At 70.6% G+C, this 15,816-nt stretch carries 12 protein-coding genes; 1 reads left to right on the top strand and 11 read right to left on the bottom strand.

The window, feature by feature from the left end:
- Positions 1-132 precede the first annotated feature (132 nt).
- Both addB and tcuA read right to left on the bottom strand, forming a co-directional pair.
- Complete coding sequence (gene addB, locus BM314_RS18085; RefSeq protein ID WP_091979351.1) at positions 133-3,297, bottom strand: double-strand break repair protein AddB; 3,165 nt, start codon at positions 3,295-3,297, stop codon at positions 133-135.
- A 117-nt stretch (positions 3,298-3,414) separates the two neighbouring features.
- Positions 3,415-4,911 (bottom strand): FAD-dependent tricarballylate dehydrogenase TcuA, encoded by a 1,497-nt coding sequence (tcuA, locus tag BM314_RS18080; RefSeq protein ID WP_091979349.1) that lies wholly within the window; start codon positions 4,909-4,911, stop codon positions 3,415-3,417.
- 116 nt (positions 4,912-5,027) lie between these two features.
- Here tcuA and BM314_RS18075 point away from each other — a divergent pair, with 116 nt between their 5' ends.
- Positions 5,028-5,681: a GntR family transcriptional regulator gene (locus tag BM314_RS18075; RefSeq protein WP_091979347.1), complete on the top strand. Its 654-nt coding sequence runs from the start codon at positions 5,028-5,030 to the stop codon at positions 5,679-5,681.
- A 13-nt stretch (positions 5,682-5,694) separates the two neighbouring features.
- On the opposite strand, the gene BM314_RS18070 is transcribed toward BM314_RS18075, so the two are convergent.
- The 9 genes from BM314_RS18070 to BM314_RS18035 all read right to left on the bottom strand — a co-directional run bounded on the left by BM314_RS18070 (position 5,695) and on the right by BM314_RS18035 (position 15,679).
- Positions 5,695-7,002, bottom strand: coding sequence for an MFS transporter (locus tag BM314_RS18070; RefSeq protein WP_091979345.1), 1,308 nt, complete (start codon positions 7,000-7,002; stop codon positions 5,695-5,697).
- 24 nt (positions 7,003-7,026) lie between these two features.
- A complete protein-coding gene (locus BM314_RS18065) occupies positions 7,027-8,409 on the bottom strand; it encodes a 2-hydroxycarboxylate transporter family protein (protein WP_056531483.1) in 1,383 nt (460 codons plus the stop codon).
- Positions 8,410-8,717: 308 nt separating this feature from the next.
- Positions 8,718-10,313, bottom strand: coding sequence for a porin (locus tag BM314_RS18060; RefSeq protein WP_091979343.1), 1,596 nt, complete (start codon positions 10,311-10,313; stop codon positions 8,718-8,720).
- A gap of 76 nt (positions 10,314-10,389) precedes the next feature.
- On the bottom strand, positions 10,390-10,530 hold the full coding sequence (locus tag BM314_RS30655; RefSeq protein WP_170868137.1) for a hypothetical protein: 141 nt from the start codon (positions 10,528-10,530) through the stop codon (positions 10,390-10,392).
- Positions 10,531-11,187: 657 nt separating this feature from the next.
- A complete protein-coding gene (locus BM314_RS18055) occupies positions 11,188-12,837 on the bottom strand; it encodes a porin (protein ID WP_091979341.1) in 1,650 nt (549 codons plus the stop codon).
- 384 nt (positions 12,838-13,221) lie between these two features.
- Positions 13,222-13,911 carry a metal ABC transporter permease gene (locus tag BM314_RS18050; RefSeq protein WP_091979340.1) on the bottom strand — a complete coding sequence of 230 codons (690 nt, stop codon included), beginning with the start codon at positions 13,909-13,911 and terminating at the stop codon, positions 13,222-13,224.
- A 121-nt stretch (positions 13,912-14,032) separates the two neighbouring features.
- On the bottom strand, positions 14,033-14,356 hold the full coding sequence (locus tag BM314_RS18045; RefSeq protein ID WP_210186914.1) for a winged helix-turn-helix domain-containing protein: 324 nt from the start codon (positions 14,354-14,356) through the stop codon (positions 14,033-14,035).
- Positions 14,357-14,418: 62 nt separating this feature from the next.
- On the bottom strand, positions 14,419-15,027 hold the full coding sequence (locus BM314_RS18040; RefSeq protein WP_091979337.1) for a HupE/UreJ family protein: 609 nt from the start codon (positions 15,025-15,027) through the stop codon (positions 14,419-14,421).
- Between the two features lie 112 nt (positions 15,028-15,139).
- Positions 15,140-15,679, bottom strand: coding sequence for a PilZ domain-containing protein (locus tag BM314_RS18035; RefSeq protein WP_106735895.1), 540 nt, complete (start codon positions 15,677-15,679; stop codon positions 15,140-15,142).
- Positions 15,680-15,816: the final 137 nt, after the last annotated feature.

Raw genomic sequence — 15,816 nt, 5'->3', positions numbered from 1 at the left:
CCACCGGGTCACCTCATCCTCAGGTGCGGCGCAGTCGCCTCGAAGAAGTCCTCCGGAACCGCGGCGATATCGGGAGGCTTCCTTGAGACCTCCGCTGCGCTTCGGCACCTCAGGATGAGGGCGCGGGCGGGGTCACTCCCCGCCCTCGTCCCCGGCGAGCGACCACTCGAGCACCCGGGCGAGGTGGTCGTAGGCGCCATACTTGCTGGCGTATTGCGGGTAGGGCCGCGCCGTGTAGGCCGCCTCGCCGGTCATGAACCGGGCCACCAGCCCCCGGAGCCGCGCGGCGTGCTCGGCCACGATCTGCTCGACCCCGCGCTCCTCGCCCCGGGGCGGCTTCACCGGGATCGGGACGAAGGGCTTCCGGCCGCCCGAGGCGTGGACGTAGAGCAGGTCCGGCGTCGTCGTCACGGCCGGCAGGTCCGCGAAGGCGCCGTGCATCAGCATCGCCGCCTCCAGGGTGAGCTGAGGCGAGAACCCGGAGAAGATCATCTTGCCCGAGGGCGGCGTCCCGGTCTTGTAATCGACGATGCAGGCGGTGCCGTCCGGCCGCAGCTCGATCCGGTCGGCCCGGGCGCGCAGCGTGAAGGTCTCGCGCCCCATCGGGATCGCCCAGCGGCCGGAGACCTCCGGGTAGACCCGGGTCAGGCCGGGCCGGCGCTGGGTCTCCCAGTCCAGATAGGCCGAAGCCATGCGCTCGTAGCGCGGCCACCACTCGGCGTAGAGGTTCGGGTACTCCGCCTCGATGTCGCCGAAGGCGTTCACCGCGAAGTTCAGCAGCCGCTCCGCGAAGTCCGGCGGCAGGTCCTTGGGATGGCGACTGGCGAATTCCGCGAAGACGTCGTGCACCAGGGAGCCGCGGGTGGCGACGCCCGGCGCCGCCGCCAGCGGATCGAGCGGGTCCAGTCCGAGCACGTGGCGGGCGAAGATGCTGTAGGGATCGCGCACCAGCGTCTCGATCTCGGTGACGCTGAGCGAGCGCGGGAACAGCGCCGGGTCCGGCTTCGGCGCGGGGCGCTTCAGCCGCGGCTCCGGCGGCGCCGCGTCGAGCCGCGCGGCGAGGCCCGCGAGCCGGCGCCCCGCGTGCAGGACGGCGTCCCAGCGGGCGTCGCCCGAGAGCGCGCGCAGGCGCTGGATCAGGCGCGACGGCACGGTCGGGGCGCCCTCCCGCTTCAGCGCGCGGGTGATCACCGCGTCGCGGCAGCCGAGCGCCTGCACGAAGTCGTGGGCCATCTGCCCGATCCGCCGCTCGGGCGGGTTGAGGCCGACCCGCTCGCGCATCGGCCGGTTGAGGAACGAGTCGGTCAGCGTGCGCACCGGCCAGACGCCCTCGTCCAGCCCGCCGAGCACCACGCGATCCACCGACAGGAGGCGCGCCTCCAGCAACCCGAGGATGCGCAGGCGCGGATGCGGCGCGTCGCCCGAGCAGGCGACTTTGCGCTCCCGGGCGAGCGACGTGAAGAAGGTGGCGTAGTCGTCGAACCGCCCCGGCATCAGGCCGGGCTCCGCCATCTCCAGGTCGTCGAACAGGGCGTCGAGGCAGGACAGGGATCCGTCCGTCTCGACCGGGGGACCGTCCTCCGGCCCGGCGATCAGCCGGTCGCACGCCTCACGGTGACCCGCGGCGGTGGTGACGAGGTCGCATTCCCCCGCCCCGTCCGGTCCCGGGAAATCCCGGAACACCAGATCGAGCCGGTCCAGCAGGTTCGCGGCCAGCTCCCAGTCGACGTCCTTCAGGCGGCGCTTGGCCCGGGGCCGGTGCTCGGGCGGCCCGACGCGCTCGGCGGCGAGGGCCTTGCGCAGGCCGTCGAAGCCCGGGGCCGGGACGGGGCCGCGCAGCAATCCGATCTCCAGGGCGGCCGCGCCCCGGACCACGTCGGGACGCGGCAGGCCGAGATGGACCATCGGATGGGAGAGCAGCGCGATCAGCCGGGCCGGGATCGCGTCGGCCTGATCGCGGGCGAGGTCGGCGGCGAGCTCCGCCGCGAGCCGGGCGAGACGCCCGGCCGGGCTCACGGCCAGGGACAGCCCGGCGGAATCCTCGGCCACGATGCCCCAGCGCAGCAGCTCGACGGCGACCCGGCCGGCGAGCCCGCGGTCGGGCGTGATGAGCGCCGCAGTCGCACCGGGGGTCTGCAGGGTCTCGCGCAGCGCCAGCGCCGCGACCAGCGCCTCCTCGCGCTCGTCGGCCGCTTCGGCGAGCGCGAGCCCCGCGAGGCCGAGGCGGGCGACGGCGTCGCGCGCGGCCGGGTCGAGGGCGGCCCACGCGTCGGTGGTGTCGGCGGGCCGCAGGGCCTGCGACAGGAGCGCGGCTCGCGCCGCCTGGCCGGGGTCGGGCTCGCCGAGGGCGACGACCTCGGCGCGGTCGAGGTTGAGGTTCTCCGGTCCGAGCAACCGGTGCAGCACCGCCTGCGGATGGCCGTGCGCGATCACGCGGGAAAAACCCTCGCCGGTGTCGATGCCGTCCCAGCCGGCCGCGTCGAGGTCGAGATCGAGCCCGGGCAGGACCACGGCGCCGTGGGGCAGCTTGGCCACTGTGGCGATGAGCCGGGCCGTGGCGGGGACGGAGCCCAGCGAGCCGGCGACGATCACCGGGTCCGGCGTCGCGCCGCGCGACAGGCGCCTCTCCTCGGCGAGCACGAGCCCGCGGGCGCGGGCGACGGGATCGGCGAGGCCCCGCTCGGCCAGGAGCTTCGGCCAGTTCTCGGCGGCGATCTTCACGAAGTCGAGGGTCAGGCCGAAGTAGCGGGAATACTCGGCATCGACGGCCGCGCCGATCTCCGACCAGGGCAGGCCCTCGACGGTGAGCGCGTCCATCAGGCGCTCGAGATCGCCGGCGAGCCCGACCGCGTCGGCGGGGGAGGACGGCACGAGGAACGGCACCTCGGCGTCCAGCGGCAGCAGCGTCCGGTCGACGGTCCTGGCCCAGGCCTGGACGAGGCGGGCCAGGATCAGCCGGCGCTCCAGCGGCGGCATCGGGATGCTCAGGGGGTCGGCGTTCTCCTCCAGCAGCGGCTCGGCGGCGAGGTCGAGCTCGGCCTCGTCGGCCTCACCGAGCGGCACCATCCGCGGCAGCAGCGTCGCCTGGCCGGGCGCGTCCCGGCCGAGCCTCTCGGCCAGGATCGCGCCGAGCGCCCGGGCCGCGCGGCGGGTCGGCAGGTAGATCGTGACGGAGGCGAGCGCCAGCGGATCGTCCGCCACCGGCCCGACCAGGCGGCCGGAGAGCAGCGCCTCGGCGAGCGTCGGCAGGAACGGGACGCCGCGGGAGATGGTGAAAACGGCCTGTCGGGCGGGCATGGCTGGGCTTCTACGCCCGCGCCGGGGCGGCGGACAGGGGACGATGGGCCGCTGGGGAACGATCGCGCGGCTTCCCTCCCCGCATCGGAGGAGTTCGGTCGCGCTCCGCCGCTGACCTCAGCCCTTCGCCCTCGCGGCGGCGCCGTAGCCGGCGCGGCGGCCGAACACGACGCCGGAGGTCAGCCCCGAGCCGCCGGGATAGCCGTTGAAGAACACGCCACCGACCATCTCGCCGCAGGCGTAGAGGCCGGGAATCGCGCCGCCGTCCGCGCGCTTCACGCCGCCGTCGTCGCCGACCTCGACGCCGCCGTAGGTGAAGGTGATGCCGCCCGTGACCGGGTAGGCCTTGAACGGCCCGGTCTCGATCCTCTGCGCCCAGTTCGACTTCGGCAGGGCGAGCCCCTTCGTGCCGCGCCCGTCCTTCACGGTCGGGTCGAAGGGCACGCTCTCGTCCACGGCGGCGTTGAACGCCGCGATGGTCCGCCGCGCCGCCGCGCGGTCGATGCCCTCGAGCTTGTCGAGGAGCCCGTCCAGGGTGTCGGCCTCGACGAAGTGCGCGTCGTGGAACCGGTACTCGCTGTAGAGCAGGTGATCGACCTTGGCGTCGAAGATCTGCCACGCCACGTGCCCGGGCTGCTCCATGATCGAGCGGCCGAACTGGGCGTAGGTGTAGTTGCGGAAATTCTTGCCCTCGTCGACGAACCGCTCGCCGTCCGCGTTCAGCATGAGGCCCAGGAAGTAGCAGATCTTCCGGTAGTGCTTGCGCTCGCCGTGCGGCAGCTCGAGGTTGCCGTAATCGGGGGTGTGCAGGTCCATCGGCGTGGCGTGGCAGCCACCGTAAAAGCCGTGGGCCTTCGCGCCGAGGTCGAGCGCCATCTGTAGCCCGTCGCCCTGGTTGTGGGGCGTGCCGCGTACCCGGGCCTTGTCCCAGCCCTCGCCGATGAAGCGTGTCCGGAGGGCGGCGTTCGACTCGAAGCCGCCGCAGGCCAGCACCACGGACGTCGCCCGGACCGGACCCTGCGGCGTCTCCACGCCGACGACGCGCCCGTCCTCCACGATCAGGCCCCGGGCCGGGCAGCCGTAGCGGATCTCGCCGCCGGCCCGGGTGAAGGCCTCCAGCTCGGCCCGGGCGAGGCCGAACCCCTCGTCGTGGGTGGCGAGCGTCAGGCCACCCCAGAACACGAAGCGCCCGTCCTTCTCGAACGCCTGACGGGAGTAGATCGGCTCGAACTTCACCCCCTGCGTCGCCAGCCAGCGCAGGGCCGCGCCGCTCTCGTCGATCAGGATGCGCTGCTCGCGCGAGAGCGGCCGCCCGTCGTTGAAGCCGAGCAGGTCCGCCTCGAATTTCTGTGCCGTGTAGGTACCGAAATCGGTCCGCGGCAGGCGCGGGTCCTCGGGATCGACCAGCAGCGGAATCAGGTCGTCGTTGCCCGCGTAGACGAAGCGCATGGCCCCGGCCGTGTAGGCGGTGTTGCCACCGGCGAGGTCCCGCTCGGCCTTCTCGATCATCAGCACCGAGGCGCCGCGCTCCAGGGCGGCGAGACCGGCGCTCATGGCGGCGTTGCCAGAGCCGACCACCACCACATCCCACGGCGCATCGTCCGGACGCTGCATGCCTGCCTCCTCTCCAACAGCTGCTCTCGAAGCATTGTATACGTTTGCATGCAATTCTTCGCAAGCGTTTCAGGCGTCACGCTTTCGCGCTATGGCCGAGCCGAGGAGAGCCGGACATGAAGGCCAGCGAAGCGGAGCGCTCCAGCGGCGCCGGCGCCTACGAGCGGCTGCTGCGGGCGATCGAGGAGGGCGAGCTCGCGCCCGGCAGCCGTCTGCGCGAGGCGGAGCTCGCCGAACGGTTCCAGATCAGCCGCACGCCAGTCCGCGAGGCGCTCGGCCGGCTGGAGGCGCAGGGACTCGTCGCCCACGAGCCGCACCGGGGCGCCAGCGTGGCGCAGCTCGACTACGGGCAGGTGAGCGAGCTCTACGACCTGCGCGAAGTGCTGGAGGGGACGGCCGCGCGCCTCGCGGCGATCCACGCCAGCACGGTCGAGACCGAGATCCTGGAGGAGATGGTCGCCCGGGACCGGACGCTGCTCGGCGACGCGCCCGCGCTGGCACGGACCAACCGGCTGTTCCACCGCCAGATCCACGGGGCGGCGCGCAACCGCTTCCTGCAGGGCACGCTGGAGACGATGCGCCTGTCCCTGGTGCTGCTCCCGGGCGCCACCACGCTGGCGGCACCCGACCGCGCCGCGGAATCGCTCGCCGAACACGCGGCGATCGTGGCGGCGATCCGGGCCCACGACGGGAATGCCGCCGAGGCCGCGGCCCGGGCCCATATCCGCGCCGCCTTCAAGGCGCGGATCCGGATCTGGCAGGAGAGCTGAGAGCCCCCGACCCTCAGGCGTGAGCCGGCACGCGCTCCAGACCGGGCCGGCCGCGGAACAGGGCGAGCGTCGCGACGATGCCGCAGGCGGCCGCCGCCATCAGCCAGTAGCTCGGCGCCGCCCGGTCGCCGGTCTTCTCGATCAGGAAGGTCGAGACCATGGGCGTCGCCGTGCCGAACAGCGCGGTGGCGAGGCTGTAGGCCAGCGAGAAGCCGCTGGCGCGGACATGGGCCGGCACGACTTCCGAGAGCGAGACCACCATCGCGCCGTTGTAGACGCCGAAGAAGAACGAGAACCACAGCTCGACGGCGAGCATCTTGCCGAAGGTCGGGTCGGCCACGAGCCAGTGCAGCGCCGGGTAGGTCGTCAGCAGCGACAGGGTCGAGATCGTCAGCAGCACCGGCTTGCGGCCGATGGCGTCCGACAGGGCTCCGCCCACGGGCAGCCAGACGAAGTTGGTGATCGCCACGAACAGCGTCACGATCAGGCTGTCGGTCTCGGTGAGCTTGAGGACGTTCTTGCCGAAAGTCGGGGTGTAGACGGTGATCATGTAGAACGTCACCGTCGTCATCGTGGTCAGCATCATGCCGAGCAGCACGATCCGCCAGTTGGCGGCCACCGTGGTCAGGATCTCGCGGGTGGTCGGGTGGCGGGTCCGCTTGGCGAATTCCTGCGTCTCCTGGAGCGACCGCCTGATGAAGAAGATGAACGGCACGATCAGGCAGCCGATGAAGAACGGGATGCGCCAGCCGAAATCGCCGAGCTGCTGCTTGGTCAGGAACGCGTTCAGCCCGTAGCCGATCAGGGCGGCGAACATGATCGCCACCTGCTGACTCGCCGACTGGAACGACGTGTAGAAGCCGCGCCGGCCCGGCGTGGCGATCTCGAACAGGTAGATCGAGACGCCGCCGATCTCGACGCCCGCCGAGAAGCCCTGCAGCAGGCGCCCGGCCAGCACGATCAGCGGGGCCGCAACCCCGATCGTGTCGTAGCTCGGGCAGAAGGCGATGAGCACCGTGCCGCTCGCCATGATGGCGAGGGTGATGATCAGGCCCTTCCGGCGGCCGATCCGGTCGATATAGGCGCCGAGCACGATCGCCCCGAGCGGCCGCATCAGCGCCCCGAGCCAGAAGGTGCCGAAGGTCAGGAGCAGCTCGGTGGTCTCGTTGCCCGAGGGGAAGAACGCCCGCGCGATGTAGGTGGCGTAGAACCCGAACAGGAAGAAGTCGAACATCTCCAGGAAGTTGCCGCTCGTCGAGCGGAGGATCGCGCCGATCCGCGACTTGAGCGTGGCCCCGACGGCCCCGGGATCACCGGCCATGACGACGTCCTTTCCGGGTGCCCGTCAGGCACCGATCCACTTCATGGCGACGATCGTGCCGGTCACCGTCAGCGCGCCGCCGATGCGGGTGGCGATCTGCGCGAAGGGCATCAGGGCCATGCGGTTCGCCGCCGTGAGGATCGCCACGTCGCCGGTGCCGCCCTGGCCGCTGTGGCAGGCGTTCACGATGGCGGTCTCGATCGGGTACATGCCGAGCCAGCGGCCGACGAAGAAGCCGACCGTCATCAGCGTCACGACGGTCGACACGATCGTGATCAGGTTCACCAGAGTGAAGGCCGCCATCAGCTCGTGCCAGGGCGTCAGCGCGACGCCGATGGCGAAGAGCAGCGGGTAGGTCATCGAGACCTGGACGAACTTGTAGACCACGAAGCCGCCGGCCTGGAGATGGGGCGACACCGCGCTGGCGAGCTTCGCCAGGACCGCGAGGAACAGCATCGCCACCGGCGCCGGCAGGCCGACGAGGTGGTGGGCCATGACGCCGAGCAGGTAGAGGGTGATCGCCGTGAGCCCGGCCGCACCGATCGTGGCGGGGTCGATCTGGCCCTTCGCCGCCTCGGCCTTGGCCTGGGCGTCGCTCGACTTGATGCCGTCCGAGTCGGGCTGGAGGCGGCCCTCGCCGGTGAGGTGCGGGTAGCGCTTGCCGACGGAGTTGAGCGTGCCCGACAGGATGATCGCGGTCAGGGAGCCCAGCATCACCGGCGGCAGCACCTGGGCGAAGACCACGCCCTGCTGCATCCCCAGGATCGCCGCGTAGCCGATGGAGAGCGGGATCGCCCCCTCGCCGACGCCGCCCGCCATGATCGGCACGACGATGAAGAAGAAGGTCTTGTAGGGGCCGAGGCCGAGGAGCGTGCCGACCAGCGTGCCGACCAGGGCCGCCGCCACCGAGCCGAGGGCGAGCGGCGCGAAGATCTTGAGGAAGCCCTTGATCAGGACCTCGCGGTCCATCCCGAGGATCGAGCCGACGATGATCGTGGCGATGTAGATGTAGAGGAAGTTGGTGAACTTGGTGAAATCGGTGATCGCCTTGACCATCTGCGGCGGCACCAGGGCGTAGTAGACCAGCGCCGAGGGGATGAAGGTCGCGAAGATGGCCCCGGCGCCGATGTTCTTCAGGATCGGGATCCGCTTGCCGATCTCCGCGCAGGTGAAGCCGCCCATCACCAGCACGGCGATCATGGTCGGCCCGTCGGGCTTGATCTCGCCCTCCTGGACCAGGACGGTGAGGAGGATCGCCAGCACGACGAAGATCGGGAGCGGTATGATGCCGATCTTGAAGTCGATCAGCCGCCACCAGACGTCCGGCCAGAACCGGGCCGCGCGCCCGTCCTCGGCCCGGCCCTCCGCCGGCGACGGGATCGGGCTCGGTGAAACGGTGCTGGTCATGGCGTCCCCCCGGATCTCTGACCGCTCGCGGGCCGCTTCGCCGCGCCCTCGCGACCGCGCGCCGGGCCGCGATCCATCGGAACGCGCACGATCGGCGGCGATAAAGTGACATCCGGCGTATCAGCGCGGATGAAGGGCGGCAACGCGATCCAGGGAACAAAGGACGCGACCTGTCCCGTCGGCCGGGATTAAGATCCCGTCTCCGTCGTGATCACAGCTCACAGAATTGGCCAAGCGGCCGACCGGGCCATGACGGCATCGGACGGGGACAGGCGACGGGACCGAGGCCCCGCCGCCGGGATCGTCGATCAGAAGTCGCGCTGGACGCGGAAGCGGACCTGCGAGACCGAGTCCTGCGTCACGGTGCGCGGGACGAACGTGCCGCTGTTGATGCCGGCGACGTTGGCGTAGGCGGTGGGACTCTTGTCGGAGTCGATCGCGCGGCCGTGCTTCACGCCGATCTGGGTGTAGAAGGCCTCGACGCCGATATCGAGGTCGCGCACGGGCGACCAGATGATGCTGCCGCCCGCGACGAACTGATAGGTGTCGCGCAGCGCTTGGCTCAACTGGTAGAAGCGGGTTCCGGGCGCGCCGACCGCGTTGGAGCCGAGATTGGCGGCGCCGTTGAAGCTCAGGACGTTGTAGAGCGCGCCCTGTGCGAGGCGCGCGTTGCGGGAGAAGTCCTGCTCTCCGTAGGCGCCGAAGACCGCCGAGCGCCATTCCGGCGTCCAGTAATGCAGGAACGACGCGACCGCCGAGAAGGATTGCGACGTCTGCAGCCGTCCGGTGAAGGGGTTGACCGTCGCGTCCGAGAAGCTCTGGTAGATCTTCTGGCCTTGGAAGCCGTTGTTGAGCTGCGTGTAGCAGCCGGTGAAGGCGCAGTATCCCGTATACATCTGCGCGCCGTCGGCATAGGCGCTCTGGAGATAGAGGGCGTCCCCCGGCGCGACGAAGGGTGCGTTGATCTTCAGGCCGCCCTGCACCGCCCAGCCCTCGACGCTCCTGGTGTGCGCGACGCTGACATTGGCGCCCGCCGCGGGCGTCGCCGCGATGTTGCCGACGTTCAGCTCGTGAACCGCGGCGGAGAGCTGCGCCGAGCCCCAGCCCTGATCGACGCGCAGGACGCCGACGACATCGGGCAGCCGCTCGCGCTGGATGCTGTCGACGCCGCTGACCCCGATCGGTGCGCCTCTGAAGTAGCCGACGAAGACCGGGCTGACCGGCGACGCAGTGCCGGCCGGCGCGTAGATCGGGCTGCGCCGGAAGACCGGGTCCTCGACCGACAGCGTGGCCGACAGTCCGGCGCCGGCCGTCACCGTGTAGGCGAGGAGGTTGGTGGAGGAGACGTCCGAGCCCGCGGTCGCGCCGTAGATCTCGAAGTCGTGGGCGTAGAAGTCGAAGAACGACGCCGCGCGACCAGCGGTCAGGCCGGCGAACTGGATGAACGCCTTGTCGACATTCATGAACTGCTGCGCATGCCCGGCCTGGTCGACGCCGGTGGCGTCGTAGGCCTGCCCGATGCGCGCCTGCGTCCCCGAGCGTGCGTAGCCGGTGCGGGACCCCGCATCGAGGCGCACGAAGGCGCGCAGGGTGCCGTAAGCGGTCTGGGTGCGGGCATCGAGGTTGATGCGCAGACGCGCCTGATAGCCCGCGCTGTCGCCGGCGTTGATGCCGGCCTGCCGCGTCGACGCCGTCATGTACCCGCCCTCGTACCGGGCGCGGCCCGAGATGCGCAGGCAGGTGTCGGTGCCGGGGATGTAGAAGAAGCCGGCGCCGTACCCGCCGCAGACGCGGACGTACTCGACCGGGACAGCATTCTTGACCGGCAGGTCGGCGGCGTGCGCAGCGCCCATTGTCGCGAACGCGGCGGCAGTCGCCAGCAGCGATGATCTCAGTAATGTCATCGATGTCTCCGGAATTTGAAGCTCAATTCTCGCAAACGGATGAGCAAGACCGGACACACCAAATATAATCCACGATTTATTCGCAGATCATCGGCATGTTCTCGCTCGCCACGGCGGTTTTGAGGCCCATTTGCCCGGCGACGATGTGCAGCGGCCCCACCGCGCGCAACAAAGATTCGGATTTATCTTCAATCTTGCAGATGAACGTTGCGCGCACGCAACAAAATGTTATCCAATAATGCAAAATCGGAGATAATTACTCAGTATATCTATATATTATCAGGTTAGCCGAACGGATTAAATATTGATAAAACCGGCTCGTTCGAACGACCAGCACCAATCGAGAAGCGATGGCCCGGAAGTCAACTCGGAGCTGTCGTGCGGGCCGTCTCTGACCGGACAGGCGTGGCGGATGCAGTCAGAACCGCCTGGGTGCCCCGCGAACGGCACGCGGTCGCCGGCGAGCGATTCGACGCGCGGGTCCTGCCCGCCCGACGCGTCGGCCGGAGGCTCGGCTCATTTGCGGGACGGCACGTGTCGCACGGCGCGGCGGCGTTTGCCCGGCTCGATGGACGCGGCGCGCGCCCGGAAAGCGGGTCCGAACGAACGATGGCGCGCACCGGCGGCGCCCTGCGCGCGGGGCGGCGCATCGCCGGCCCCTATCATGGGTCGGTCAACGGACCGGCCGGGAGCGGGCGGGATCGCGGCGCGGAACGCACCGGGTCGCGTGGCCGACCGCGCGCTGGCGGCCGGAGGCGTTACGGATCCAGGGCGGCCCGGCACAACGAAAAAGGCCCGGCCGAAGCCGAGCCTTGAGGTTCCTGAAGCACGGGGACCGGCGCGGAGGCCGAGGCCCCGGCGCCGGTGGAGTGGCTTAGAAGTCGCGCTGGACGCGGAAGCGGAAGGTGGAGACGCTGTCCGCCGTCGTGGTCCGCGGCACGAAGGTGCCGTTGTTGATGCCGGCGACGTTCGCGTAGGCCGTCGGGCTCTTGTCGCGGTCGATCACGCGGCCGTTCTTGACGCCGATCTGGGTGTAGAAGCCCTCGACGCCGATATCGAGGTCCTTGACCGGCGACCAGATGATGCTGCCGCCCGCCACGAACTGGTAGGTGTCGCGCAGCGCCTCGCTGAGCTGGTAGAACCGGGTGCCCGGCACGCCGACGGCGTTCACGCCGAAGGAGTTGGCACCGGTGTTGTTGGCCAGCGCGAAGGCCGCGCCCTGGGCCAGACGAGCGCCGCTGCCGTAGCTCATCTCACCGTACGACCCGAAGAAGGCCGAGCGCCACTCCGGCGACCAGTAGTGGAGGTACGAGGCCGTCGCGGTGAAGCTCGTCGACTGCTCCATCTGGCCCGTGAACGGGTTGAGCGTGGCGTCGTTGATGTACTGCGCGAACTTCTGGCCCTGGATGGTGGCCGGGTTCTGCGAGTAGCAGCCGCTGAAGGCGCAGTAGCCGGTGTACATCTGGGCGCCGGAGCCGTAGGCGCCCTGCAGGTAGAGGGCGTCGCCCGGCGCGATGAACGGCGTGTTGATCTTCAGGCCGCCCTGCACCGCCCAGCCGTACGAGTTGCTGGTGTGGGGGATGCTGATGTTCGAGCCGGTGCCGGTGCCGGCGCCGTTGGCCACGTTGCCGACGTTCAGCTCGTGGACGGCGGCCGAGAGCTGCGCCGAGCCCCAGGCCTGGTCGAGGCGCAGGGCGCCGACGACGTCGGGCATGCGCGAGCGCTGGATCACGTCGACGAAGCTGTACCGGGTCGGCACGCCGCCGGTGTAGCCGATGAACACCTCGGCCGGAGCGTTCGTCTGAGCGAAATTGACGATGTTGGAGTTGTTCGTCACGCCGCCCGGGTTGTTGGTCTGCGAGAAGATCGGGCTGCGGCGGAAGACCGGGTCTTCGGCCGAGATCGTGGCGGACAGGCCGTTGCCGAGCGTGGCCGTGTAGGCGAGCAGGTTGGTCGAGGCGATGTCGGAGCCGAGCGTGGCGCCGGCGAACTCGAAGTCGTGGGCGTAGAAGTCGAAGAACGACGAGGCGCGACCGGCGGTCATGCCGGCGAACTGGATGAAGGCCTTGTCGACGTTGACGAACTGCTGGGCGCGGCCGAACTGGTCGATGCCGAGGCCCGGGAAGGCCTGGCCGATGCGCTGCTGGGTGCCGGAGGTGCCGACGCCGGAGTAGCCGGTGCGGGAGCCGGCATCGAGGCGAACGAAGGCGCGCAGGGTGCCGTAGGCGGTCTGGGTGCGGGCATCGAGGTTGATGCGCATCCGGCCCTGGTAGCCCGACGTGTCGCCGTTGCTACCCTGACGCGAGTAGCTGGTCATGTAGCCGCCCTCGAACCGGGCGCGGCCGGAGAGACGCAGGCAGGTGTCGGTGCCGGGGATGTAGAAGAAGCCGGCGCCGTAGGCGCCGCAGACGCGGACGTACTCGATCGGGACCGCCTTCTTGACCGGGAGGTCGGCGGCGTGGGCTGCGCCTACCGCCGCGAACGCAGCAGCAGACCCGAGCAATGAGCTCTTCAAGAGCTTCATAGACATCTCCAAAGCTTCGAGACCCAATGATGCGGACCTGCCCGGTTATCCGGGTCTAGCCGCACGTTCTGTAGGTTTGGCCTGCGTCTTAGGTGGCAGGCTCCTGCGGGCTCTCGCTTGGCGATGCCCCCGTGCACGATCACCATGTGCGAACGGGTTTCCGCGAGCAACGAGGATTCGCGGCTGCCTTGGCAGTTCCAGCGCGATGTTGCGGCCTGGCAACATTCTCGGGGCGCTTTAGTCGGCAACGGTCCGCCGAATGTGCACGAATGCTGTCCTGAGCGGCTGAGCTGCCGCGCCGACGGGCAGCCTTTCGCCCGGCCCCGACCCGGGACCGGGCGGCTCACGCCGTCCCAGCCGATTCGCCGGCGCCGGACGGGCGCCTTACATGGGCGGCGTCAGCCCGTCCTTTCCGACGGCGACGCGCCGCGCCGTGATGCGGCCGTCGTCCCCGCGCGCGGCGATCACGAAGACCTTGGCGCCGGGCGCCACGGCCGCGGCGCTGGCGGGCTCGAAGCTGACGACCGGCGCCTGCGGCGGCACCAAGATCTGCAGCGACTGGCCCTGACCGTAATCGACCGTGAGGGTCCGCTCCGCCCCGCCGCGGCTCGCCTTGACGGTCCCGTTGGTCATCGCGCTCTTCACGCGGGGCGCGTCGGGAGCGGTCGAGCGCACGTCCGCCTTCACGGTTCCGTTGGTCATGGCGCTCCGCACCGGCGCCCCGCCCGCGGTGTGGTCGGGGATCATGTCCCAGTCGTAGTGTCCCTCGCCGGTGCCGCGCATCGCCTCGGGGAACAGCACCACCTCCAGGGCCACCGGCGGCTCGCCCTTCGTGGCCGTGCCGATGAAGACCCCGTCCCTGATCGCGTCGAGACTCGACGGGACCACCCAGGAAACCTTGGCGTCGGGGGCGAGCGCCACGGTCTCCGACGCGCCGTCCCGTGTCTTCAGCGTGAAGCCGCCGCCCGCGACCGCCTCGACGGTCCCGCGCAGGCGCTCGACCTTCGGCGCCGCCTGCGCACCGGTGGTGACGGCCAGCAGGCTCATGAGGGCGAGCGTCGTGATTTTTGCCATGGGTGTTCTCTTCCTGATGCCGGGATTGTCGCGACCGGCTGGACGTGGGGCGGGATGATGGGACGTCAGCCCACGAGGGCCTGTGACATCGCATCCGGGTTCGCGCCCGTGCCCGGCCCGGTTACGCGTCCCCGGCCTGTCCCAGGCAGATCAGGAACGGCGCGGCCGCAGCCTCCGCGGCCGCCTCGACGGCCCGGTAGCGCCGCACCACGTCGGCGCCGAAGGCCGAGAGGCGCGCGCCCCCGCCGGCCCGGCCACCGGTCTGCGCCTCGACCACGGGGCGGCCGAAGCCGGTGTTCATCGCCTCGACCAGCAGCCAGGCCCGGCGGTACGACATGCCCAGCGCGCGGCCGGCGCCCGCGATGGAACCGTGCTCGGCGATCATCTCCAGGAGCCGCACCTTGCCGGGGCCGAGGCGGTGCCCCGGCCCGAGATCGATGCGGATGCTCAGCCGGGGCGCCGCGCCCGCGGCCCGGCCGGGGCTCCGGAGCGGGTCGGGTACGGCGCTCAGGCGGGGAGCGCCAGCAGCGCGAGACCGGCCGCGGCGAGGCCGGCACCGAGGGCCGGGGCGGCCCGCGTCGCTCCGATCCGCGACGCCGCGGCGCCGAGGCCGATCCCCGCGGCGTGCAGGAGCGCGGTGGCCGCGAGGAACCCGAGGCCGAAGGACAGGCCGGAGGCGGTCTCGGGCATCTCGGCGCCGTGGGCGTAGCCGTGGAACACCGCGAAGACCCCGACCAGGGCAGCCAGCAGGGCCACCGGCGCGCGCAGGCCGACGATGGCGGCGAGGCCGAACACGACGATGGACAGCGCGATCCCGAGCTCGACATGCGGCAGCACCGCGCCGGCCATGCCCAGCCCCGCCCCCACGCTCATCAACGCCAGGAACGACAGGGGCAGCGCCCAGAGCGCCCGTCCGCCGCGCAGGCTGGCGAGGAGGCCGACCGCGACCATCGCGAGAACATGGTCGGCGCCCAGGAGCGGATGGAGGAACCCCGCCTCCGCGCCCGTCGCGGTGCCGTGCCCCGGATGGGCGAAGGCCGCCTGGGGCAGCAGGACGAGTGCGGCCGGCAGGAGCGCCAGGGATGTGGCGGAACGGGCGGAGAGCGGTCGCTTCATCGGTGATCCTTCGCTGGACCCGCGAAGTTGTAGCGCCCTTCCGCCGCCTCTGCGAGGGGCCGGTGGCCGACGATCGCCGCTCCGCGGCGGCGCCCGGATCCGCGGGCGGCCCTCAGAGCGACATCGCCTCGTGGACCGCGGACGGCGCGAACGGCTCCGAGAAGGCGGCTCCGACACCGTGGGTGAAGTGGCGCATCACGGTGGCGGTCTTTCGCCCGACCCGGATCATCGCCCCGATCTCCAGCGCGTGATCGACGAGCAGGGCGACGCCGGAGGCCGAAACGTTGAGGACGTGTCCCTGGAGGGCCTCGCCCGATGAAGTGGTGATCTGGACGATCTTCTGCTTCGGCACGATCCGACGGTGCGCGCGGATCGGTTCGGGTTGCAGGTCCTGGGCCTTTGCCAGCGTCACGAACTGACGGGCAACGTCAGTGAGAGTCGCGCGTCCACCGCGGACACAGACAACGAACTCCTGACCGGCCACGCGGGCGATGCGGGCCTCGAGCGTGCCGATATGGCGGATGCTGCAGGTGAGATGCTCACCCGGCACCAGGAGCGACGAGGAGCGGAACCGGATGCCCTCGGTCGAGACGTCGGCGGTCACGGCGTAGAAATCGCGACGCCGCTGGTTCCAGCACAACGCGGGCAACATGACGATGTGCCGCCGGACCATCACACCCGCATCATCATAAAGAATACATCGGTGACCTTCTGGGGCCGAATTTTCTTCTGGCCTGTTCAAGCAATGCGTAAAATTTGACTTATCCCGATCTAAGTCGCACCGCAGAT

Source organism: Methylobacterium sp. 13MFTsu3.1M2, from assembly GCF_900112625.1.
In the GTDB taxonomy this organism is placed as follows: domain Bacteria; phylum Pseudomonadota; class Alphaproteobacteria; order Rhizobiales; family Beijerinckiaceae; genus Methylobacterium.
The sequence above is the reverse complement of the archived record's forward strand: the minus strand, read 5'-3'. Positions and strand labels throughout refer to the sequence as shown.